Origin of the sequence: Streptomyces sp. SID486 (genome assembly GCF_009865385.1) — a bacterium.
In the GTDB taxonomy this organism is placed as follows: domain Bacteria; phylum Actinomycetota; class Actinomycetes; order Streptomycetales; family Streptomycetaceae; genus Streptomyces.
Genome location: NZ_WWJT01000547.1, coordinates 13,114 through 33,584, shown reverse-complemented (window position 1 = coordinate 33,584; position 20,471 = coordinate 13,114). Strand labels below are relative to the sequence as shown.

Below are 20,471 nucleotides of genomic sequence, written 5' to 3'. Positions count from 1 at the left end.
TGGGCTGGTGGACTTCCGGCGCCGTCGCGACGGTTGCCGGGTGACGGCGGGTGGGCTCGTTCACGGGGGTGTCTCCCTACTTACTGAGGGTGGACAGGGCGTCGGCGGACGCCTGCACGAGGTTGTGAATCGGCTCGTAGGCGCCGGTTCCGGCGGCGAAGAACCCGAACAGAAACAGGACCAGGGCTGCGCCCGCGTTGGCGGAGCGGGTGCGCACGGCGAAGGCGGAGGCGGCGCCGAAGAGGAGCACGGCGGAGATGTCGAGGACCATCGGTCAGAAGCCTTCCGGGCGGGGGGTGTCGGTGCCGGCGCGGTAGATGCGGGCCCAGCGGTTGTAGAGCCAGCGGCCGGCGCGGATGCGTTTGCCGGTGGCGTGGCAGCGGCGGCAGTCTTTGCCGCGCTTGAGGCGCCCGCGGCGGTCGTGCTTGAGCTGGTGGCCCATGCCGCGGCAGCGGCGGCAGTCGCCGAACGGCGAGGCCGCACACAGCCCGCCGTAACCGAGTGTGACGGCTATCAGGCAGGCGATAGCGGCCAGGATGGGGGTCATCAGGGGCCCTCCGGGCGGGTTTCAGGGGTTTCCGCAGGTGGGGTGCTATCTGCTAGATCACAGGTGAATGGGCGAATGGGGTGCTAGCGGGGGTGCTACCGGTAGCAGGCATACCTGCTACCGGTAGCAGTGGATCGGACCTATGCCGCGCCCGGCTTTTCGTTACGCTCCGCAATCGCCTTGAGGAGATCGGCGCGGGTGATGCCGCGGCGGGTGGTGCGGGTTCCGTCGTCGGTGGTGCCGGCGACGTCGCGGGTGCGGATGCCGTGGGGCTTGAGTGCGCTGGTGACGTTCTCGCCCTTCCAGCCGCCGTAGACGTCCGGGCGGAGTTCGGCGAGGCGGGCGGCGATCCGCTCGTTCCACACCCGCTCTTCCTTCTCCGGGACCACGGCCGCCACGTCGGCAAGCAGGTCGTAGGACGGCCCGGTCACCTCGCCAGCGCTCTCGCCGAGCGCGTAGCCGGACAGAAGGCCGGCCTTCTCGCGGACGGTGCGGGCGCGGGCGGCGATGGTTTCGGCGCCGGGCGCGTCCACGAACGTGGCTGACACGATCCGGGCATCGGAGCCCTCGCCGACGAAGTAGTGCAGCCCCTTGTCACCCCACGCGAACATGGTCGCGCGTACGCCGCGCTTGTAGGACGACGTGCCGAGGACCATGTCGTTCTCGGTCTGGCCCATGACCTTCAGGCACCAACGGGCGCCCGCGTTCGCGCTGATCCCGGTGGGCAGGGACTTCGCGTCAGGCCGCTGGGTGGCCAGCAGCAGCACAATCCCGGTAGCCGGTCCGCGCTTGACCAGGTCGGTGGCGATCTCCTCGAACTCCTTGCCGTAGTCGGGGTGCTCGAACAGCACTTGGCACTCATCCACCCCGATCACGATGGGGTGCAGGCCAAGGGACCGCTTGGAGGCAAGTTCGCTGGTCACCTTCGATTCCGGGCAGATGTCCCGGGGCAGGGAGCGGATCACCTTGGTGCGGCGGCGTAGTTCCTCGCGCAGGGCCCGGAAGTCGGCCAGCGCGTACTGGAGGGTTTCGTCTTCCTCGCCGACGCCGTGCCGGTGGGAGACCTTTTCCCCGACGGGGTCCAGGTCGCCGGTGCCCTTCATGTCGTAGGAGTGGATCTCCGCCCGCGGGTCGAGCGCTGCGATGAGCAGCAGCAGACGCAGCAGGAACGTCTTGCCCATGCGGGGGATCGCGCCGATGACGCCGGCGATGAACATCAGGGTGACGTCGACCCAGCGTCCGCGCTGGTCGGTGCCGTAGGGGACGGGCTTGAACAGGTCCACGGTGCCCGACTTCAGCAGCGGCCAGAGGGGCTTGCGCGCGCTCTTGAGGTCCTGGTCACCGACCCACAGCACGAGACGGCCGGTGTGCTCGTCCGGCACGGCTTCGGGCCACACACAGCCCAGCGGGCGGCGCAGACCGGACGCGAGACGGTCACGACGCTCGATGACGTCGGTGACGGTCACCCCGTAGGGCAGGTCGCCTTCCGCGCGCCATCCGGGGCCGTCCCGGGTGATCGGCGCGGTGAACGCGAACCCGTCCCGCCCCTTGGCCTGCGCCTGGTTGATCGCGGGAATGCCCAGCGCGCCCAGCGCACGCAGGACGATGTCGCTGGTGAGCTTGGGTGCGTCGGGGAGTTCCACAGCCTTGTGGATGAGCGGCGCGTCCGCCTTCCGGCCGGCCGACCCGAGCGCCAGCACGACCATGCCGGCCGACAGGGCTTGCAGCCAGTCCGGGGCGAGCACGTAGATGGCCAGCGCCGACCCGACACCGACGAACAGGGCGAGCACGGCAACCAGGGTTCGTAGCCGCACGCGGCCGTCACGCTGCCTCGACAGTTTCAGGTATTCGGCTGCGTCCTCGCGGCGCACGGCGGCGAGGCGGACGGGTTCGCCTTCACGGTCGGCGACCCATCGCATCGTGCCGCCCACGAACCGCGCGGCGCCGGTCGGTGCCTGGAGGGCGAGCCGCGCGGCGTAGACCGGGGCGCGCAGGGCGTGGTATCCGGCGGTGTGGGCGTAGTGGCGGGCCACCCACCCGGACGCGGTCTTCAGCTCGGAGACCGATCGCAGCCATAGCGGGATGACCGCGCGGCGCTTGGCTGTGGCAAGCCGACCGAGGTAGCCGGGGCCGGCCGCCTTCAGCGTCGGCGAGTCGACCAACACCGGCGTACTCGGGTCGGCCGACTCGATGCCCGACCCGACGGGGCGGGAGTCGGCCGACCGGTCGGCGTCCGGTCGGGCGCCGGGGTCGGCCGACTCGGCACGGGCCGACCGTGCCTTGTCGAGGTCGACCACGTCCCCGCCGGAGTCGGCGGCAAGTTCGGCTTCCAGTCGGTTGAAGAGTTCGTTGTCGTCGTCGGGGTGCTTCACTGAAGTCGTCCTTCGCTCATGAGGGATGAGGGGCCCGGTCGCTGCTTTGGTCGGTCGTGACCGGGCCCCGCATGGAAGCGGTCAGGCGGCGCACTGTTCCTCGGGGTAGGCGCACAGGACGCACATCCCGAGCGACGTCGGGATGCAGTAGCCGTAGGTAATCCGGCAGTTCGGGCAGGTGCGGCGAGCCAGCATCGCCAGCGCGAGCGCACCCCACTTCCGGGACGTCATCGGACGCACCGGCTTGGCGCGGTCGACGCGATAGAGGAATGCCACCTGCACCCCCGCCTTCCGGCCGCGATGCGTGCGCATGATCTGCGCCGCCACCTCCTGCCCGCCAGGGCGCAGCCCGGACGCGCGCAGTTGACGGCGGGTGGCGTAGCCGTCCGGGGCGAAGTGCCACGGGTAGGTCGGTATCCCGAACCGTGCCCCGGCAGGGTCGTAGCACTTGGTGTAGGCGGACATCAGACCGCCACCCCCACGGGCCCGTCAGAGCGGGTCCCGGTGCGGCCGGAGCGGCGCCCGGCGATCGTGGCGAACAGCCGTCCCAGGCCCGCCCGGCGGGTGCCGGAGCGGGCTTGCTTGGCCGCGTACATCGCCTCATCCGCCCGGCGCAGCAGCTCGGACAGGTTGTCGGCGGGGAAGTCCGCGGCGCGTACCCAGCCCAGCGAGACCGTGGTGTGCACGTCGGGGTCGTGGCCGTCGACCGGGCGGGCCAGCACGCCGTGGAGCAGGGTCAGCATGTCGGCGGCGGTGCCGTGAGTGTCGATGAGCACGGCGGCGAACTCATCGCCTCCCAGACGGCCGGCGATGCCGGAGCGACCCGCGTGGTGGGCGAGGCGGTCAGCGGTAGCCTTCAGCAGCGCATCACCCGCGGCGTGCCCGTGGGTGTCGTTGATCTGCTTGAACTTGTCAACGTCGGCGAGGACAACGACCGCCCGCGGATCCTTTAACAGGGCGTTCGCGCGGCGGGTGAACCCGTCGCGAGTGACCAGACCCGTCAACGGGTCCAGGCGCGCGGTGCTCAGGCAGCGGTGCAGCCACCGCACATGAACCACCCACCCCGCCACCAGCGGCAGCACGGCTAACAGCAGCGTGGCCAGCGTGCTCATGCCGCCACCCCCTCAGCCTCAGCCGGGACGACGTCCGCCGGACGCAGGGAACGAGCCTCCGAGCGTTCGGCGAGCAGGACGTCACGCACCTGCCGCGCCGACGCCGACCCGCACCGCAGCACCTTCCGCAGCGCCTCGGCGTTGACCGCGTCATCCGTCCAGTCCGCTGTGACCTTGCGGGCTTCAGTCAGCATGTCGGCGGCGGTGCGCTGCACCGGAGCGGGCTTGGCCTTGGCCGGCCGCTTGCGCGACGGACGAGGCGTTGCGGGCTCCGGCGACTCCGGTGCCTGCACCGGCTCAGGCTCCGGGGCGGTGGCAGCCGGCATCGGGGCGGCGGGGGCGAGTTCGCCCATGCGGAGCATCACGCGCTCACGCCGCGGGGTCTTCCGGCGCCAGCTGCGGCCGTAACGCTCGTGCAGATCCGCACGGATCAGCAACCGCTCACGCTCACACGCCAGCGCTGCACTGTAGGAGGTGACTTCCCACAAGGTCATGCGCCGCCACAGAGCGAACGTCGACAGCGGCGCCAGCAGCCACCGTGAGAAACGGATCTTCTCCATACGCCGGCCGGTCGCAGCACCGATCCGCACGGCGTAGATGTGCGCGCCGATCTCGGAGAAGACCACCCACAGCAGCGGCATCGTCCCGTGTGCGACCTTCGCCCACATTCCGTTGCCGGCGGCGACGTTCAAACCGCACGTGACCAGGGTCAACGCCCAGGGCACGAACCGCACCCACGCCAACGCCATGTCCATCCGGATCAACAGCAGGTTGGCCACCGTGAACACCGGGATCGCGGTATCGATGCCGACCGGCAGCATCCACGGCTCACCGAACCCCCACCGCGCCGCGGCCAACGACACCGCGTCGAAAGAGGAAATCAGACCGAGTGCGCCCACGCCGGCCGCGGCCAGCGCGCCCACACCGGCGAGCCCCATTTCCGGGTGAGTGAGCGGCGGCACCGTCGCGCGTTCCGCGGACTGCGACATCACTGTGCACCCCCCGCCCCGGCGAACGCCGTGTCATCGGCGGGCAAGGAGGCGAAGGCGGTCAACTCGATGTCCGCACCCCCGTACACGCCGGACCCCTTCAGGACTGCGGTGCGGCCATCGCTCTGGGTGTGGAAGTCGACCGCGGCGCACTCGATGCCCAGCGCACGGCGCCAGGACTCGAACGCGGCGAAGCTGTCGCACGACGACTCGTGCAGCGACAGACGCAGCACCTCCGGGTACAGGGGCGAGACGTCCACGTTCGGCGCGGTCAGGTGCGGAAAGTCGACCGCAAGCAGGCGCAGCACCCGCAGCGGAACAGCCAGTCCATCCAGGGTCAGACCCTCGTTCATGCCGCACCGCCGGGAAGGCTCACACCGGCCGTCTGGTTGATCACGGCGACGCGGGCGGCCAGCGCACGGCGGCGGGCCCGGCGAATACGCCGTTCGTCGAACTCCGTCGGGACGCGGTCTAGGGTCATGATCTGTGCGTCCAACAGGTCGACGTCCGCCAGGATCACGGGCATTTCCCGGTCGATGGCGTCCAGCTCAGCGTTTGTCGGCTCCATGAAGTCGGCGAACGCCGTGACAGCGTCCTGAAGTGTGACAACGTGGTTCATGGGTCGTGGTTCCTTCCACGGAGGAACGGCCCGAACAGAGCCCCCGGAGTTGCACCTCCGGGGGCTCACGCCGTTGAAGTCGGGGGGTTCCGGCTCCCCACCACCCCGCCCGTACAGCCGGCGCAGACAGCGCGGCCGGACGGGCGAGGGAGGCAACCGGCGCGGTGATAGCCACCGCGATTCGGCAGAAGGTGACCGGTTGTCCGCCGCATCCGAACGGTGCGAGGGACGGGGGATGGAGCGGCGCGGCCGTGCCGGTCGATCACGGCCGCGCCCAACGCTTTCGTCTGATCACAGTCGCTCCTTCAAAACGATGAACGGGGCGTTTGCACTGCAAGGGGGACCTTGTCCCCACTCTCCGGCCGTTGCTCGCGGTCACCGGGCCACCTCGCCAGTACGGGCCGAAGCCCTGTTCCACCTGGCCTTTAGCGGGATTGCAGCGTCCCCGCCCTCTGCGTTTGTGCAGGTAAAGCACTTGTGAAGCCATCCGATGAAGCCCTTCCGGGCCTCTCGCTTCGGCGTGAGTTCAGATTGACCTAGGTCAATCTGACTGTCAAGAGGATCCGTCGGAGGATCAGAGATTGACCTAGGTCCGGTTACTCTCGATGCCATGGATCAGAGCCCCGAAGCGCCCAAGCAGACGCCCACGGCCAAGGAGATCGCGGCGCAGTTCCGTGAGAAGATCGCGGGCCCCGACCGTGAGTACGAGCCGGGCGATCAACTCCCAGCCGCTCGCAAGCTCGCCAAGGAGCTTGGCGTGCAGCTCATGACTGTTCAGAGCGCGTTCGGTCAGCTCCGTGACGAGGGGCTGGTGCTCACCCAGCAGGGTCGCGGGACGTTCGTCCGCGATCCTGCTGTGCCCCTCGGCAGCGAGCCGGGCAGTAGCCCGGCATTCACCGCCCTGGCCGCAGAACTCAGCACGATTCATGACGCCCTGCGCCTACTTGGCGAGCGCCTTGATCGCCTTGAGCAGCTTGTGGGTAGCGAGACTCCACCGTCGCCGTGAGTTCGTCCGCGCGCTTCAGCAGTCGTTCAACCTTGGCGCGCGCCTCGCTCAAACTCGCTTTGATCAAAGCGAGTTCGGCGGGAGTCATGCCTTCCAACTCGCCGCTTTGCTCATTGATCCCTGACATGCCAATGAGGATGTGGCCCGGAACGGCGGAGGACCCGGACAGACTGTCCGGGTCCTCTTTCCTTGCAGGTCAGGGCTGTTGACGAACCGTCATCGGATGGCCGCATCCACTGTGTCGAGCACTGCCGTCCAGGGCAGCGGGCGGCCCGCCGGCGCTTCCCGAGGCTCATACAGGGGCCACACATCCGGTCCGTAGACGACATGCACGCCACCCGCCCGGAGGGTGTCGATGTGGTGCTGCCATGCCGGGTGGCGAGCGTGCGCCGCGTTCACCCGAGGGAAGACGACAACCGGCAGACCGAGGGTGCCTATCGCCTCGCCCACCTGGGTCAGAGCCTGGTTGTCCATCAGGCCGGTCGCGAGCTTGGCGACCATGTTGGCCGACGCGGGAGCGACGACGTAGCAGTCAACCGGCGGGTGCGGTCGCGCCTCGCCGGGCAACCGGGGCTCATCGCGGACGGGTAGGCCGGTCAGCTTCTCCAGCCGCTCGGCCTCGCCACTGAGGCGCAGCCACTGACCTGCGGTCGGCGTGAGCGTGACGGCCACCTGCCATCCGCGATCCATCGCGGGCTCTACGAGACCGGTACGCAGCGACTCAACGCCTCCGGCCGCAGACCCGACGACCCCGAGCACTCCACGCCTGCCTGAACTCACTGCACCGCCCTGCACCGCTGAGCCATCACGAACACTTCGGATGAACGCGAGCCACCAGTGACCGGAGACTGTTTGATCAGGTCCCGCAGCGTCTCGCGCACCCTGGGATTGTTGCGTACGAGCTGCGGCGACGTGCGCTCAGCCGTACGCAGCTCCGTGAACGCATCATCACCCTGTCCGGCGAGCGAGAGGGCGCGTGCGTAGTCGATCCGATGCGAGACGCTGCGTTCCTGCGGCATGTGGTCGACGTTGATGCGCCCGTGCTCCACCACGTACGACACGTTGTCGAGGTCCAGCTCAACCGACAAACGGTGAAGCAGGACGTTCGTGGGTCCGAAGCCGGTCTGCCAGTAGTTCTCATCCGAGCCGAGGTCATCCGCGAGTTCCTCGGCTCGACTCAGCAGTCCGGTTGCGGTGGGCCGGTCCTGGTGGCGGGCTGCTGCGACAGCGGCCCGCAGGTGGATCATCCCCAGCAAACTCAGTGCCGCAGGGTCGTTGTCGGTCACCTGAGACGACAGCCATGCGGCGGCCGTATTGCCCAGCTCCAAAGCATCGTCGTACCGGCCGTTGGCCAGCAGGGCGTGAGTGCCTGACCGTGCGGCGGACGCCAACACGAGCGGGTTGTCAGACTCGTCTGCGGCACGCATCGCGCGCTCTGCGGCGAGCCATGAGATGTCCGATTCGCCGATCTTCGCGAGGGTCGTTGCTGCGAGGTGGTGAGTGCGGGCCGACACTGCCCAGCAGTCGCTACGGTCCTCGCCGCGCCGTGCGGCTCGCTCCTCCAGTTCTTGCGCAGTCTGGAGGAGGGCGGGAAGTGCAGCGATGACGCTGCCGAGCCGCCCACCCTGGTAGTCGTTCCACGCCTGCTCCACACGCACGGCCACGGGCACGGGCGTAGGAAGCTGCGCCTCAGCCTCGGGGCCGAAGAGCAGACGAGATAGCCGGCGCGGGCTCATGAGCGCATCGCGCACGGCCGGAACGTCGTCCCGCTGCTTCTCGTCCTCCATGAGCATGGTCTGACCGAGCAGGTCGCCGAGGGGCACGCGCAGGATGCGCGATAGCTCCGCGAGCATGTCGATCCGGGGAGGCTTCCGGCGTCCCGTTTCGATCTTCGCCAACCAGTCGGTGCTACGCCCGACTAGGCCGGCCAGTACCTCTTGCGTGTAGCCGCGACGCTTTCGGTAGAACGCGATGCGCTCACCGACGCTGAGATGATCTCCTAGACCACGCATTGCGTGCTGCCTCCTGCGGGCGGTAGGGGCCTGACTCACAGTACAGAGCCGTCGGTTGGGCAGGTAGTTAGCTTTGCTTGTCGAAGGCCTTAAGTAAGGGTGCGCCGCCCAGCGTGCAGGGACCCGGACAGAGTGTCCGGGTCCCTGCACGCTGGGCGGCGCTGTGCAGCCGACCTGGTACCTAGGTTCTGTTCGTCACTCCTACGAAAGGAAGACCTCCAGGGGAGCGTCGAATCTGCCCTCTGTCAGCCTAAGGAGATTTGAGTGGGCGAGAACCAAGCCCACCGAAGTAAGGCTTAGCTGCGGGAAAAGCGTCTTACTCCATTTTTCTTCCACCGACTGCATATTTGGCGCAACGGCTATAAGCTCCTTGATTAGGTCGTCGTGACTCATCGGATTTGCCTTTAGCAGACCTTTGAGAGTTTCAATCTCTGATGCGCTAGCTCCATTCTGTTCCGTCAATACCGAGAGGGCTTGCTCATCTACGCAGCCAACCTGCACCTTATTGGGATCCCTAATGCATGTTTGGAAGTAGGAGGCTGGCAAATCTCTGACGGCAGGGTTGTCGGATTCCAGGCCCATGCAAAAGAATCCTGGGTATGTACCGGAGATGGCTTCGGGGATAGACTGAGAAATGGGCAGGAGGATCGCGCACCCGGTGGCAATTAGGTGTTGTGCGTCTGCTCCGGTGATAGTGGCCTCTGCGGCCACTGGGTCCAGATTTTCGCGCAACCTCTGATGCAGGACCTTGAGGCTCGGCGCGCCGAACTTGACGTGTCGCAGCAAGAAAATCAAGGACATTGATGAGTACTGCTGCGCTGTGAGTTTTTGTGCTACATGGATAGACTCGGAAAGTGCGAGCTGTGCAACGTTCCTATCCATAATCGACGTTCTCTTGGTCAGAATGTCGACCAGAAGGGCGCCTAGGTCGTCGTCTCCGCTCTTAGCGTAGGCTGACTCTGCATCCAAAATTGCTGCCTGAACGCCTGGGTCCTTGATGTTCTCGATGGCTTCAGGGGATTCGAGCAAAATCTGGTCAACGTAGGTACGTGCGAACGTTTCGACTCGCTCCGCCATCAGCTGGAAGGCATCTCTGGAGTGGGCCGAAAAGACCTCCATGGCCATCTTTGTGGAGATGTACTCGACATCCTCGACGCCCACACCAATGTTGATCTGTCTCGCTTGAAGCAGGGCTGAGTTTTCTCCGGCCTTCTGTCTCTGCCACATTAGCGCCCGCCAAACTTATTGTTGTTTCCAATGTTGATATCGTTAGTGGACTGAATGTTGACTGAGTTGCTTCCGCTGCTTTGTGATTGCCTTGTGGGAGTCTGAGAGCTCCCAGGTGTTGAGCGGGCCTGTATAGTTGATACCCATGAAAGGCCAATTCCGATCAGTGCGAGAAATGGCCCTGAGACTCCGGCGACCTTGTTGGACTGGTCCAGGCCAACATGCAAGAAATAAGCGCCCATTGCCACCATCACGGCCCCAAGCGCTGCCCCGCCTGCCCATAGCCGCCTGCGCGTGGTCTGTGTCAGCGTCATGCGCCCATTGTGGCGGATGTGCCCTGTTCGGTGGCGGTCTTCAGGGAAGCCAGCCTTGCGACCGCAGTGCCGAGCTGGGCCGTCTGCGGGCCGTCGGAGGGCGGCCCTTGGCAACCAACAACGACCGACGATGACCGCTCGACCGCAGGTCACTGCTGCGCCGACGACGATCGCATGAGGTCGGTCCAGGTCGACGCCACTTCCTGCGCAACAAGCGCGCGGAGTGGCACGAGTACCGGTCCGAGGTGACGGCCTTCGAGCTGCGCAAGAACCTGCCGGTGCTGTAGGGGCAGGTCAGGCAGGGCTTCCGGATTCGGCGCAGGGGCCGACGGTCGCGGACCGTCGGCCCCACGCTGTGGCACCGCCCTGGGCCGCCTCCGGGCCGTCGCAGGTGCTGAGCCTCGGCCCCAAGACTTCGTTCCAGTCCGTCAGTTGGCGCGAAGGCGAGGAAGTGCTCGCGCTCATGGAGGCGGCGCAGGGGTCGGCGGCTGGGCGAGGGGAACAGGGTCCTCTCGGCGACTCAGCGGCACAGCTCTTGCGGGAATTGATGCCTTTCGGGGTGAATAGCTCTCTCCTGGCGCAGCTCCGCACGACGGCCGGCCGGGAGTTGCGCAGCTGGCGGCAACCAGCCAACCTGGTAGTTGAGGCGAAACTCTCGCGGGTGAGGATGTGCTTGAGTTCCCACATAAATCTTCCTGTGCTGGAATATGTCAAAGGGAAGGGAGCCTCGCCATGGCGCTGGTGCATCTTCGCTGCAAAGCCGACTTTCCCGGGAAGCACTATCTCGCCGGTATCCCGGAAGCTGCTGCAACAACCCTGAGGGACAAGGATGAGCCCGGTACGCGGTGGGAGATGAACGCGCTCGGCAACAACCAGTACACCTTCCTGTGCATGCAGGACCTGGACCCCACCAGCTTCTTTGACCTTCTGGACTCGTTCAGCGAAGACCGCTATCTCGACGGGAATCCGTTCACCGGTACCATTCAACTCGTACGAAACACCAACGAGCCGAACACGGGCACCAGGTGGCTGCGTTCTAACGGGCCGGAAGACTCACTCATCTTCACTTGCCTCAGTGCGGCGAATGGACCGCGGTTGCTCGATGGCAACCCAGGACCCAACACGCTTCAGCTCAAGCCGGACAACGGGTTTTTTGGAACAAGATGGACCGTTGAAACGCCCCTCTGAAGTCCTCGGTGAGCTGGAAGGGACGGCCTTCTGACGCGGACTGTCCACGGCTTTCCGGCCCCAGCCATGGGGCGGCGATCCTGCCGACGAAGCCTCAGCAAGCCCAAGCTTGAGCAGTAGGAAGCAAAGAGCGCGTTGCGGCAAGAGGTGCAGGAGTGGTGCGACCACAATCGTGCCTGGCTGCACTGTGTCGAGGGGGACGCCCGTCGGTGCGTGGTTTCGGCGGGCTGTCCCGTCCGCGGCGTGGCCCCTATCATCGTCGTCCACCTGGGGGTGGCTGATGGTGGGGAACACCCGCTCGGTCTACGAGCGGCTGGTCGGCGTGGTGTGGGAAGACCGTACCGAGGCGGAGATCTACCGCAAGGTCGTGGAGCTGTGCCTGGAGGAGCCGGACATCTCCCGGCGTCTGGGCAAGCGGCCGGGGGCCAACGCCGAGGCCATCCGCTCCGCCATGGCCGCCGAGTCCAACGCCACGCGCGCGACGGAGCCGAGCGAGGAGACACTGGAGCAGTTCCGCCGCCGTCTTTCCGCGTTGCGCCGGGTCGAAGCCGGCCAGGAGTACCGCGCACAGGAGATGGACTGGAACTGGAGGTCCGGATTTCCCATAGCCCTCCTCTTCCTGTCCTTCCTGATGTGGTCGCAGAACCGACCCGACGTCGCCGTCTACACGGCCGCCACCGTGACCGCGCTGTCGATTCTGCTGATGCTCACGAATCCGCCGAGCAGACGCACGCTGATGCTGGCAGGCGGTTTCGTCTGCCACACCCCCTTACAGACGTTCCTCGCGCTGCGGGCACGTCTCGCGGGGAACGCCTGGGAAGCGGATCTGCGCGCCAACGGGGTGCAGCCCCTGGTCAAGCGCGTGCTGGACGCGCTCCTCGGCGACGACCCGGACGAGCTCCTGTTTCCGGACAACTACGACGGCTTCCGGACGACATCGAGTCGTCAGTACGTCGTCGACAGCGCGGGAGCGGCGCAGCTCGCCCGGAAGATGGAGCAGATGGACGGTGGGACCATCGCCGTCTGCGGGCCCAGGGGCTCGGGCAAGACCACGCTGCTGGAGCACTGCGTCACCGAGAACGACTTCTCGGTGTTCGCCGCGGCGCCGGCCACGTTCACCCCGCACGACTTCCTCCTGTCGCTGTTCTCCGCCCTGTGCGAGCGCTACATCGAGAGCGAGGGGTACCGAGTCCCCGACTTCACCCGCATCACGGCGACGCAGCGGGCCGTGCGCCGGACGGTGCCGGGGCTGAAGCGTCTCGCCACCTGGCTCTCCTACGCCCTTCCGGCGCTGCTCCTCATCGGACTGGGCACCTTCGCGGCGGTCCGGTCCCTGGAGCAGCAGCACGGGAAGTCGCTCACGTCGCAGACGCACCGCCTGTCCGGTGACGCGGCGGACCTCGTGGGCGCGGTGTGGGACGGCGAGAACGTCGGAGCGGGTGTGGCCATCGCCCTGCTGGGAGTGCTGATCTGGAGGTCCCGGAAGAACCGGAACCTCCTGCGGACCCTCAGGTACGGCTGGGACCTGGGAGCGTTCCTGCTCGGCACGACCCTGGTGGTCCTGCCGGTCGTCTCCCTGTTCCGTGACCCCGGACTGGCGCGCAACTGGGGCCGGTTCCTCGGGGACGACGTCGCCACCTTCTCCGTGGTGGGCTGCTTCTTCCTGTACTGGGTCGCGGACCCCGGCGACAGCCGGGGCGAGTGGTCCGTCGGACCGTGGGAGGTGCCGAAGAAGGCGGTCCTCCGGCTGGTCCGGATCCTGTGCCTGGCCGGCGGGGTCCTCCTCTGCCGCCACTTTCCGGCCGTGCGGGCCATGGTCACCGACGAGGACAACCAGCTCCGCATCCTCTCGGCGCTGACCGGCATCGCCCTGTACAAGTTCGGAGAATGGAAGCCCAGACCGGGTGAACCCCAGCTGGTCCGGCAGTGCCGCAACCAGCTGTACCGACTCCAGACGGTGCAGAGCACGACCTCCACGCTGAATCTGGGCACGTCCCAGCTCGTCTCCGTCGGCAGTTCGCACGCGACGGCGGTGACGAGCGTCCCGCCGAACTTCCCCGAACTGGTGGCGGACTTCCGGGACGTGCTGGCGAGCATCGCCCTGTCCAGGTCCCTGCAGGACAAGCGCACGATCATCGCCATCGACGAACTCGACCGGCTGGGCAGCGACGCGCAGGCGCTCGCCTTCCTGAGCGAGATCAAGGCGATCTTCGGGGTCGCGCACGTCCACTACCTCGTCTCGGTGGCCGAGGACGTGGGGGCGGCGTTCGTGCGCAGAGGTCTTCCGTACCGGGACGCGACCGACAGTTCGCTCGACGACGTCGTGCACGTGCAGCCCGGCACGCTCGGCCAGTCCATGAGGATCCTGCAGAAGCGGGCTCCCGGCATATCGCCGCCCTACATGAAACTGGTGCACGCCCTGTCGGGCGGTGTTCCCCGGGATCTCGTCCGCTACGGCCGCCGCGTCATGGAGACCGAGAAGAACACCGGGGCGGTGGAACTGTCGGAGATCTCCCGGAAGCTGATCCTGGACGAACTGTACGAGACCCTGTCGGGTTTCCGCGTGCTGCTGAGCCGGCAGGAATGGACCGCGGAGGCCAGCCCCGTGCTGGAGTCCTTCCGGCGGCTCATGGCCCACCTCAGGTCGGGGTCCACGGACGCGTCCGCCATCCACCGGGATCTCGCGGACTTCGCGGAGGGCAGGCGGCAGTTCGACTTCTTCGGCGGCGGACTGCAGCTGGAGGCGGCGACTTCCCGGCTGCTGCTGGAGGCGTCGTCCTACGCCTATTTCTCGCTGACCCTGTTGGACATCTTCGGTACCGAAGGGTTCAGCAGGCGCAGCGCGCGGGCCGGTTCGCACCCGGACGGCGATCCGCAGCTGCTGGCGGAGGCCAGGCAGGAGCTCGCCGTGTCGCCGTACACGGCGAGATCCCTTCTGCGGTCGGTACGCCGGGCCTGGAGTCTGCCGGTGCAGGAGCCGGCCGGCCGCCGGCCGGGACCTCCCCGCCGCCCCCGCAACGGTTCGGGGCGGCCGGCTCCCTGACGCCGGCGGCACCCGCGGCGCCCGGGATCCGGGCGGGCGCAGTGCCCGTGGATCCGGGCGACCGCGGCGGTCCCGAGTCCGGCGGGCCGGCGGGCACCGGTCTGGTCAGCCGCGCAGGCACTCGATCTCGTAGTCCCCGCTGTCCTCGTCGATCGTCACGCCGTGGGTCTCGCTGCGGAAGCCGGGGAAGCGGCGGTCGAAGGTCTCCAGCGCGGTGAGGTACCGCAGGAGGGGGCCGTCCGGCGCGCCGGTGGACTCGCCCGGCATGAGGACCGGGATGCCGGGCGGGGTGACCGTGACCATCGCCGCCGCCACCCGGTCCGCCGCGTCGGCGACACGGACCCGTTCCGTGCCGCCGCGCACCAGCCGCTGATAGCAGTGCTGCGGCGGGAAGACCGGCTCCGGAAGCTGCTGGAAGGCCGTGTCCAGCAGCTCCACCAGGCGTACGGAACGCAGTTGGTCGTGCATCTGCCGGCACAGTCCGCGCAGGGTCAGGCCGGCGTAGCGGCGGGGGTGCGCGGCCACCGCCCCGGGCAGGACGCGGCCGAGCGGGGCGTCCGCGTCGTACAGGGCCTTGAAGTCCATCAGGGCGTCCAGCAGCGTCCCCCACTTGCCCTTGGTGATGCCCATGGAGAAGAGGATCAGCGTGGTGTAGGTGTCCGTCTTCTCGACCACGATGTTGCGGGTGGCGAGGTACGCCGTCAGGACGCGCGCCGGGATGCCCTCGTCCGCCATCTCCCCGGTGGCGGTGATCCCGGGGCAGGTCAGGGTGACCTTGACCGGGTCCAGCATGCAGTGGCCCTCGGTCAGCCCGGGGAAACCGTGCCAGGCGGCGTCCGGCTCCAGCAGCCAGCAGGACTGCTCCGTGCCGAGCAGCCGGGCCGGCGCCTCGTCGAAGGGCAGGCGCGCGCCCGTCGCCGGGTCGGTGACCTCCTCCGGCTGCCAGACGCCGAAGAACCACGGTGGCCGGTCCCCGGCGCTCGCCATCCGCCGTCCCAGCCGCACCATCTCCTGCCGGAAGCGGATCGCCTCGGTCACCGCCTCGTCCAGCAGCCACTCGCCCTGCGGGCCGTCCATCATCGCCGTCGCCACGTCCAGCGAGGCGATCATCGGGTACAGGGGGGACGTGGTGCCGTGCATCATCAGGGCCTCGTTGAACCGGTCGTGCTCCACCGGGGCCCGCGGAGCGGGCCGCACGTGCACCATCGCCGACTGCGACAGCGCGGCCAGCAGCTTGTGCGTGGACTGGGTCGCGAAGACCGTCGGCCGGTCCGGGCCGGGGAGGGCGGCGGCGTCCACGGACATGCCGTACCGGCCCGCGTACAGCGGATGGAAGCGGGCGTAGGCGAACCACGCCTCGTCGAAGTGCACCCGCGGCGTACTGGCAGCGAGCGCCCGCGCGGTGGGTACGGCATCGTAACTCAGGCCGTCATAGGTGGAGTTGGTGAGCACCGCGTACTGGGCGTCCTGGGAGACGGCACCCTCGGCGAGCGGGTGCGCCGCGATCCGGGCCGCGATCGACTCCGCCGCCAGCTCGGCCGCCGGGAGGGGCCCGGCGAGACCGTAGCCGTTGCGGGTGGGGATGAGGTGGACGGGCCGGGCGCCGGAGACCACGAGACCGTGCAGCACCGACTTGTGGCAGTTGCGGTCCACCAGCGCCAGCTCGTCACGGGTGACACTGAAGTGGCCCACCACGCGGTTGCAGGTGGAGTCGCCGTGCAGCACGAAGTAGGTGAGGTCCGAGCCGAAGACGCGGGCCGCGTTGCGTTCCGCCTCACCGATCGGCCCGGTGTGCTCGAAGAGCGAGCCCAGCTCCTCCACCGAGATCGACAGGTCGGAGCGCAGCAGCCGCTCACCGAAGTAGTCGTGGAAGGCGCGTCCGGCGGGCGACTTGAGGAAGGCGACGCCCCCGGAGTGGGCGGGGGTGTGCCAGGAGTACTCGTGGGCGTCGTCGAAACGGCGCAGCGCCCGGAAGAACGGCGGCAGCACGTCCTCCCGGTAGGCGCGGGCGGCACTGGTGATCCGGCCCGCGATGAACCCCGGGGTGTCCTCCAGCGGCCACACGTATCCGACCACCGTCTCCGACACCCACAGCGGCAGTTCCCGCACCCCCTCCTCGGCCATGACCAGGAACACGGGCAGGTCCCGGAAGCGCCGGCCGATCCGGCGCAGTACGGCGGCCCCGCCCGACGTCAGGCCGTCACCACCCGCCGACGGCACGAGCGCGCCCCCGCCCCCGTCACCACCCGCCGACGGCACGGGCGCGCCCCCGTCCCCGTCACCACCCGGCCGCGCCCCGCCCCCGTCACCACCGCGCCGCGTCCCGTCCCCGGGCAGGTCCCAGGCGACCAGGGCCGCCGCCAGCCCCGCCTCGGTCCGCAGGACGGCGTCGGCGTCCTCGGCGGTGACCGCCCAGCGCACGCCGAAGCCGGCCGCCTCCACCGCGTCCCGGATCTTGCGCAGCTGCTCCGCCGCGGCGCCCTCGGCGCGCGGATGCTGGGGTACCGCGACCAGGATCCTGCTGTCGGCCATCCGCCCGCCCCTCTCCCGGCAACCCCCCGGCCGCCACCCCGGAAAGTCTCGTGGGCGGCGCGCCGCCCGGCCCGGGGCGCGTGCCGCAAACCACCGGGACGACGGACACTCCCGGCCGCCGCGTTGACCCGAGCCGGCGCCCGGCCACGGCCGGACGTTCCGTGATCCCGGTGACGAGGGGCGGGGGTGACGGCAAGGGGAACGGAGGACCGGAAGCGCCGGTGTCCGCGCCGCCCCGGCCGTCACCGGCCGCCTCAGGGCAGGTACGCCGGCGACACCGCGGCCGGGCTGATGCGGTGCGGGGTGCCGGTGCCGTCCGCCGGGACCTCGTACAGGTCGGCGCCGTAGTCGCCGGGCAGCGCGTAGACGACCGTACGCGCGTCCCGCCACACCGCCTGGTCGTCCACGCTGCGCGGCTCGGCCAGCGGGGTCTCCCGCATGGTCCGCAGGTCCAGCACGTACAGGCGCCACGGAGCGTCCCGGGGGAGGCCCTCGACCCGTTTCTTGTACGCGATCCGGGTGCCGTCGGGCGACAGTGAGGGGCACTCGACGTTCTCGTGCACGGTGGTGACCGTACGCGTCGGCAGGTCGCCGCGGACCAGGTACGTGTGGCCCTCTGTCGCCAGGGTCGCGTAGAAGGTGCGGTCGTCGGCCGCGAACGTCACACCCCAGAAGTTGACGTCCGCCGCCCGGTACGGGTGGCCGTCCCTGACGATCCGGAAGGTCTCCAGGGACGGGATCAGCTGTCCGGTGCGGACGTCCACGACGGCGGCGCGCGTGGAGAAGTCCGTACCGGCGTACGAGTCGCCGCCCACGAACGCCGTCCAGGCGGCGAGGTGGCCGGTGGGCGAGACCCGCGCCCGGGAGGGGATGCCCGGTACGTCGTAGTGGTCCACGGTGCGCAGGCGCGCGTCCAGGATCAGCGCGCGGTAGGTGTCCGAGACCGGTCCGTGCACGGCCTGCAGGCACACCCCGGTGCCCGAGGCGGCGTGGAAGCGCAGGCACTTGACGCCGGAGGCGGTGCGCGGTCCGGCCGGGTCCCCGGCGGGGACGCCGGTCAGTTCGTCGCGGTGCGGTCCCCAGGCCATGTTCCGGAACACCAGGCGCCCGGAACCGGTCAGCGTCACCGCGCCCTCGGTGACTCGCGGGCCGCCGGCCTGCGGGTGGTCGCGGCGGTCCGCCCGCGCGGAGGCGTGCAGCACGGCGGCCAGCCCGACCGCCGCCAGCACGGCGACGGCCGCGGCCAGGATCAGCACACGGTTGCGTACGCTCACGCGGGCACCGTCCCCTTCGGGCGCAGGGTGAGGGAGAACGCGGCACAGGCGGCCAGCGCCAGCGCCGCCCCGGCCAGCGCCGCCCGGTCGCCCCACACCGTCCAGGCCGCGCCGAACAGCAGCGAGCAGGCGAACCGGGTGAGCGCCTGCCCGGTCTGCACGACGGCCAGCCCGGACGAGCGCAGCGCCTCCGGCACGCTGTCGGAGGCCGCCGCCATCAGCACGCCGTCGGTGGCCGCGTAGAAGGTGCCGTGCAGGGCCAGCACCAGCCAGGGCAGACCCGCGCCGTGCCAGGAGGTCAGCAGCAGGAGGTAGGCGGCGAGCAGGGCGCCGTGGCCGGCCAGGAACACCGTCCACCGGCCCGCCCGGTCCGCGAGCCGGCCGAGTGGCACCGCCAGCAGCAGGAAGGCGGCGGCCGTACCCAGGGGCAGCAGCGGGAACCAGCGGTCGGGGACGCCGAGCCGGCGCTGGAGCAGCAGGTAGACGAAGGAGTCGCTGACCGTGGCGAGGCCCAGCAGCAGCGCACAGACGGTGATCCGGCGCAGGTCGCGCCCGCGCAGCAGCCCCACGGCGGCGCGCAGGGTCGGCCGCTCCGGGACGGCCGCCGTACCGCGCCCGCCCGGCACGAAGAGCACGAGCACCAGCACGCCCAGCACGGCCACGCAGAAGCTCACCGTGAACACCGCGTCGTAGCCGTCCACGGTGGCCCGCAGGATCAGGAACGCCACCAGCGGCCCGAGCAGCGCGCCGGCCGTGTCCATCGCCCGGTGCACGCCGAAGGCGCGCCCGCGGGTCCGTGGCGTGCTGGACAGCGAGATCAGCGCGTCGCGCGGCGCCGTCCGCAGCCCCTTGCCCGTGCGGTCGGCGGCGAGCACCAACCCGATCGGGGTGAGCGAATGCGCCAGCAGCAACAGGGGTTTGCACACGGCCGAGACGCCGTACCCGAGCCCCGCGACCCACTTGTGCCGCCCGCCGCCCCGGTCGGCGAAGTGCCCGCCGACGAGGCGTACGACGGCCGAGAACCCGTTGTAGATGCCGTCCAGCAGCCCGAAGCCCAGCGGGGACAGGCCGAGGCCGGTCACCAGGTACAGCGGGAGTACCGCCGTCACCATCTCCGACGACACGTCGGTGACCAGACTCACCGTCCCCAGCGCGAGCACGGTCGGTGCGACCGCGGCACGGCGCCGCCCGGTGGGTGGCCGGGCGGCGCCGTGAGCGGACGTACTGGCACGGCTGTCCGCTACGTACACGTCAGGACGCCCAGATGCCGGTGATGTCCTTGGCGGAGGCCGCGTTGCCCGCGTGCGTGGTCAGGCCCTGGGTGTCCTCCAGGGTGCGCAGCAGGTCGTAGTGGTTGTACGTGGCCGAGGAGCTGGACCCGGCGGTGACGGGCTGGCCGTAGAGGACGGTGGGGATCTTGTTCCCGCTCAGCCGGTTGTCCTCGTCGAAGGTGACGACGAGCAGGCTGTTGTGGGTCTTGGCCCAGGTCGCGTAGGCGCCCAGGCTGTTCTTCAGCCAGGTGTCGCCGGAGGACACCGAGCAGTCGTGCATGTCGCTGCACAGGTTCGGCACGACGAACGACACCTCCGGCAGCGTCGAGTAGTCCGCCGGGAACTGGGCGAAGGTCCTGGCGCTCGACGTCGGTACGTTGCTGAACCCGAACCAGGGGTTGTGCTTGCGGGCGTACTTGCCGCTGGTGCAGGCCGTGGATCCCTGGCTGGGCAGGGTCTCGTTGTAGCTGGCCCAGCTGCGGCCCGCGGCGATCAGCTCCGAGGCGAGGTTGGGCGCCGAGGAGAAGCCCGGGGTGTAGCAGCTGTCGTCGGTGACGCCCTGCGTCGAACCGGAGAACAGCGCGAAGTAGTTGGGCTGGCTCGGGTGCGTCTCGGCGTACGACTGGGTCAGGTTGGCGCCTCCCGCCTTCAGCGAGTTGATGTACGGCGCGCTGGAGGATCCGATGACCTGGCTGTACGCGTGGTTCTCGAAGACCACGACGACCACGTGGTCCGGGCTGGGGACGGCGCCCGCGGCGTGCGCGGACTGCTGGCCGAGCCCGGTCCACAGACCGGCCGCGGCCGCGGCGAGGGCCGCCGCGGCCGCCACGACGGTACGGGCACGGCGATACACGGAACTGCCGGACACATCAACCTCCGGGACATGGATGGACGGCTGGCGGTGCGGACAGAGCATGCACACGCCAATATTCCCTGCGCCCAAGCCGGCCAACCTCACAGGTGAA

Annotated in this window: 18 protein-coding genes and 1 pseudogene; 4 read left to right on the top strand and 15 right to left on the bottom strand. The window is 69.1% G+C overall.

The window, feature by feature from the left end; genetic code table 11:
- Positions 1-76: 76 nt before the first annotated feature.
- The 8 genes from GT045_RS25215 to GT045_RS25180 all read right to left on the bottom strand — a co-directional run bounded on the left by GT045_RS25215 (position 77) and on the right by GT045_RS25180 (position 5,639).
- A complete protein-coding gene (locus tag GT045_RS25215; protein WP_161335552.1) occupies positions 77-271 on the bottom strand; it encodes a hypothetical protein in 195 nt (64 codons plus the stop codon).
- A gap of 3 nt (positions 272-274) precedes the next feature.
- Entirely contained in the window at positions 275-547 is a 273-nt protein-coding gene (locus GT045_RS25210) for a hypothetical protein (RefSeq protein WP_161335551.1), read from the bottom strand.
- Between the two features lie 140 nt (positions 548-687).
- A complete protein-coding gene (locus GT045_RS25205; RefSeq protein ID WP_161335550.1) occupies positions 688-2,919 on the bottom strand; it encodes a cell division protein FtsK in 2,232 nt (743 codons plus the stop codon).
- 81 nt (positions 2,920-3,000) lie between these two features.
- A complete protein-coding gene (locus tag GT045_RS25200) occupies positions 3,001-3,384 on the bottom strand; it encodes an RRQRL motif-containing zinc-binding protein (RefSeq protein WP_161335549.1) in 384 nt (127 codons plus the stop codon).
- Entirely contained in the window at positions 3,384-4,031 is a 648-nt protein-coding gene (locus GT045_RS25195) for a GGDEF domain-containing protein (RefSeq protein WP_161335548.1), read from the bottom strand. Before GT045_RS25195 ends, GT045_RS25200 begins: the two co-directional genes overlap by 1 nt.
- Positions 4,028-5,020, bottom strand: a complete 993-nt coding sequence (locus GT045_RS25190) for a DUF2637 domain-containing protein (RefSeq protein WP_237538853.1) — start codon at positions 5,018-5,020, stop codon at positions 4,028-4,030. Before GT045_RS25190 ends, GT045_RS25195 begins: the two co-directional genes overlap by 4 nt.
- On the bottom strand, positions 5,020-5,373 hold the full coding sequence (locus GT045_RS25185) for a hypothetical protein (protein ID WP_161335547.1): 354 nt from the start codon (positions 5,371-5,373) through the stop codon (positions 5,020-5,022). The genes GT045_RS25190 and GT045_RS25185 overlap by 1 nt, the downstream gene beginning before the upstream one ends.
- On the bottom strand, positions 5,370-5,639 hold the full coding sequence (locus GT045_RS25180) for a DUF6284 family protein (RefSeq protein WP_161335546.1): 270 nt from the start codon (positions 5,637-5,639) through the stop codon (positions 5,370-5,372). Before GT045_RS25180 ends, GT045_RS25185 begins: the two co-directional genes overlap by 4 nt.
- 610 nt (positions 5,640-6,249) lie before the next feature.
- Between GT045_RS25180 and GT045_RS25175 the strand changes: the two genes are divergently transcribed.
- On the top strand, positions 6,250-6,645 hold the full coding sequence (locus tag GT045_RS25175; protein ID WP_161335545.1) for a GntR family transcriptional regulator: 396 nt from the start codon (positions 6,250-6,252) through the stop codon (positions 6,643-6,645).
- A gap of 216 nt (positions 6,646-6,861) precedes the next feature.
- Here GT045_RS25175 and GT045_RS25170 read toward each other — a convergent pair whose 3' ends face one another.
- The 3 genes from GT045_RS25170 to GT045_RS25160 all read right to left on the bottom strand — a co-directional run bounded on the left by GT045_RS25170 (position 6,862) and on the right by GT045_RS25160 (position 9,818).
- A complete protein-coding gene (locus GT045_RS25170; RefSeq protein ID WP_161335544.1) occupies positions 6,862-7,404 on the bottom strand; it encodes a flavoprotein in 543 nt (180 codons plus the stop codon).
- 17 nt (positions 7,405-7,421) lie between these two features.
- Positions 7,422-8,657, bottom strand: coding sequence for a helix-turn-helix domain-containing protein (locus GT045_RS25165; RefSeq protein ID WP_161335543.1), 1,236 nt, complete (start codon positions 8,655-8,657; stop codon positions 7,422-7,424).
- Between the two features lie 201 nt (positions 8,658-8,858).
- On the bottom strand, positions 8,859-9,818 hold the full coding sequence (locus GT045_RS25160; RefSeq protein ID WP_161335542.1) for an LPO_1073/Vpar_1526 family protein: 960 nt from the start codon (positions 9,816-9,818) through the stop codon (positions 8,859-8,861).
- Positions 9,819-10,398: 580 nt separating this feature from the next.
- Here GT045_RS25160 and GT045_RS25155 point away from each other — a divergent pair.
- The 3 genes and pseudogenes from GT045_RS25155 to GT045_RS25145 all read left to right on the top strand — a co-directional run.
- A pseudogene (locus GT045_RS25155) lies at positions 10,399-10,485 on the top strand (glutamine synthetase); the annotation flags it as partial.
- Positions 10,486-10,930: 445 nt separating this feature from the next.
- Entirely contained in the window at positions 10,931-11,386 is a 456-nt protein-coding gene (locus tag GT045_RS25150; RefSeq protein WP_161335541.1) for a hypothetical protein, read from the top strand.
- Positions 11,387-11,666: 280 nt separating this feature from the next.
- Positions 11,667-14,429, top strand: coding sequence for a hypothetical protein (locus tag GT045_RS25145; RefSeq protein ID WP_161335540.1), 2,763 nt, complete (start codon positions 11,667-11,669; stop codon positions 14,427-14,429).
- A gap of 105 nt (positions 14,430-14,534) precedes the next feature.
- Here GT045_RS25145 and GT045_RS25140 read toward each other — a convergent pair whose 3' ends face one another.
- From GT045_RS25140 to GT045_RS25125, 4 genes are all read right to left on the bottom strand, one after another.
- Complete coding sequence (locus GT045_RS25140) at positions 14,535-16,961, bottom strand: Orn/Lys/Arg decarboxylase N-terminal domain-containing protein (protein WP_161335539.1); 2,427 nt, start codon at positions 16,959-16,961, stop codon at positions 14,535-14,537.
- A 254-nt stretch (positions 16,962-17,215) separates the two neighbouring features.
- A complete protein-coding gene (locus GT045_RS25135; RefSeq protein ID WP_161335538.1) occupies positions 17,216-18,235 on the bottom strand; it encodes a TolB-like translocation protein in 1,020 nt (339 codons plus the stop codon).
- Positions 18,232-19,485, bottom strand: a complete 1,254-nt coding sequence (locus GT045_RS25130) for an MFS transporter (RefSeq protein WP_345942746.1) — start codon at positions 19,483-19,485, stop codon at positions 18,232-18,234. The genes GT045_RS25135 and GT045_RS25130 overlap by 4 nt, the downstream gene beginning before the upstream one ends.
- 1 nt (position 19,486) lies before the next feature.
- The gene (locus tag GT045_RS25125) at positions 19,487-20,374 is read right to left on the bottom strand and encodes an alkaline phosphatase family protein (RefSeq protein ID WP_161335537.1); all 888 of its coding nucleotides are present in this window, start codon (positions 20,372-20,374) and stop codon (positions 19,487-19,489) included.
- Positions 20,375-20,471: the final 97 nt, after the last annotated feature.

What these genes read in the sequence shown, in the direction of transcription:
- GT045_RS25215 (WP_161335552.1), bottom strand. Translation starts at nt 271, where the DNA reads ATGGTCCTCGACATCTCCGCCGTGCTCCTCTTCGGCGCCGCCTCCGCC.
- GT045_RS25210 (WP_161335551.1), bottom strand. Translation starts at nt 547, where the DNA reads ATGACCCCCATCCTGGCCGCTATCGCCTGCCTGATAGCCGTCACACTC.
- GT045_RS25200 (WP_161335549.1), bottom strand. Translation starts at nt 3,384, where the DNA reads ATGTCCGCCTACACCAAGTGCTACGACCCTGCCGGGGCACGGTTCGGG.
- GT045_RS25195 (WP_161335548.1), bottom strand. Translation starts at nt 4,031, where the DNA reads ATGAGCACGCTGGCCACGCTGCTGTTAGCCGTGCTGCCGCTGGTGGCG.
- GT045_RS25190 (WP_237538853.1), bottom strand. Translation starts at nt 5,020, where the DNA reads ATGTCGCAGTCCGCGGAACGCGCGACGGTGCCGCCGCTCACTCACCCG.
- GT045_RS25185 (WP_161335547.1), bottom strand. Translation starts at nt 5,373, where the DNA reads ATGAACGAGGGTCTGACCCTGGATGGACTGGCTGTTCCGCTGCGGGTG.
- GT045_RS25180 (WP_161335546.1), bottom strand. Translation starts at nt 5,639, where the DNA reads ATGAACCACGTTGTCACACTTCAGGACGCTGTCACGGCGTTCGCCGAC.
- GT045_RS25175 (WP_161335545.1), top strand. Translation starts at nt 6,250, where the DNA reads ATGGATCAGAGCCCCGAAGCGCCCAAGCAGACGCCCACGGCCAAGGAG.
- GT045_RS25165 (WP_161335543.1), bottom strand. Translation starts at nt 8,657, where the DNA reads ATGCGTGGTCTAGGAGATCATCTCAGCGTCGGTGAGCGCATCGCGTTC.
- GT045_RS25150 (WP_161335541.1), top strand. Translation starts at nt 10,931, where the DNA reads ATGGCGCTGGTGCATCTTCGCTGCAAAGCCGACTTTCCCGGGAAGCAC.
- GT045_RS25145 (WP_161335540.1), top strand. Translation starts at nt 11,667, where the DNA reads ATGGTGGGGAACACCCGCTCGGTCTACGAGCGGCTGGTCGGCGTGGTG.
- GT045_RS25140 (WP_161335539.1), bottom strand. Translation starts at nt 16,961, where the DNA reads ATGGCCGACAGCAGGATCCTGGTCGCGGTACCCCAGCATCCGCGCGCC.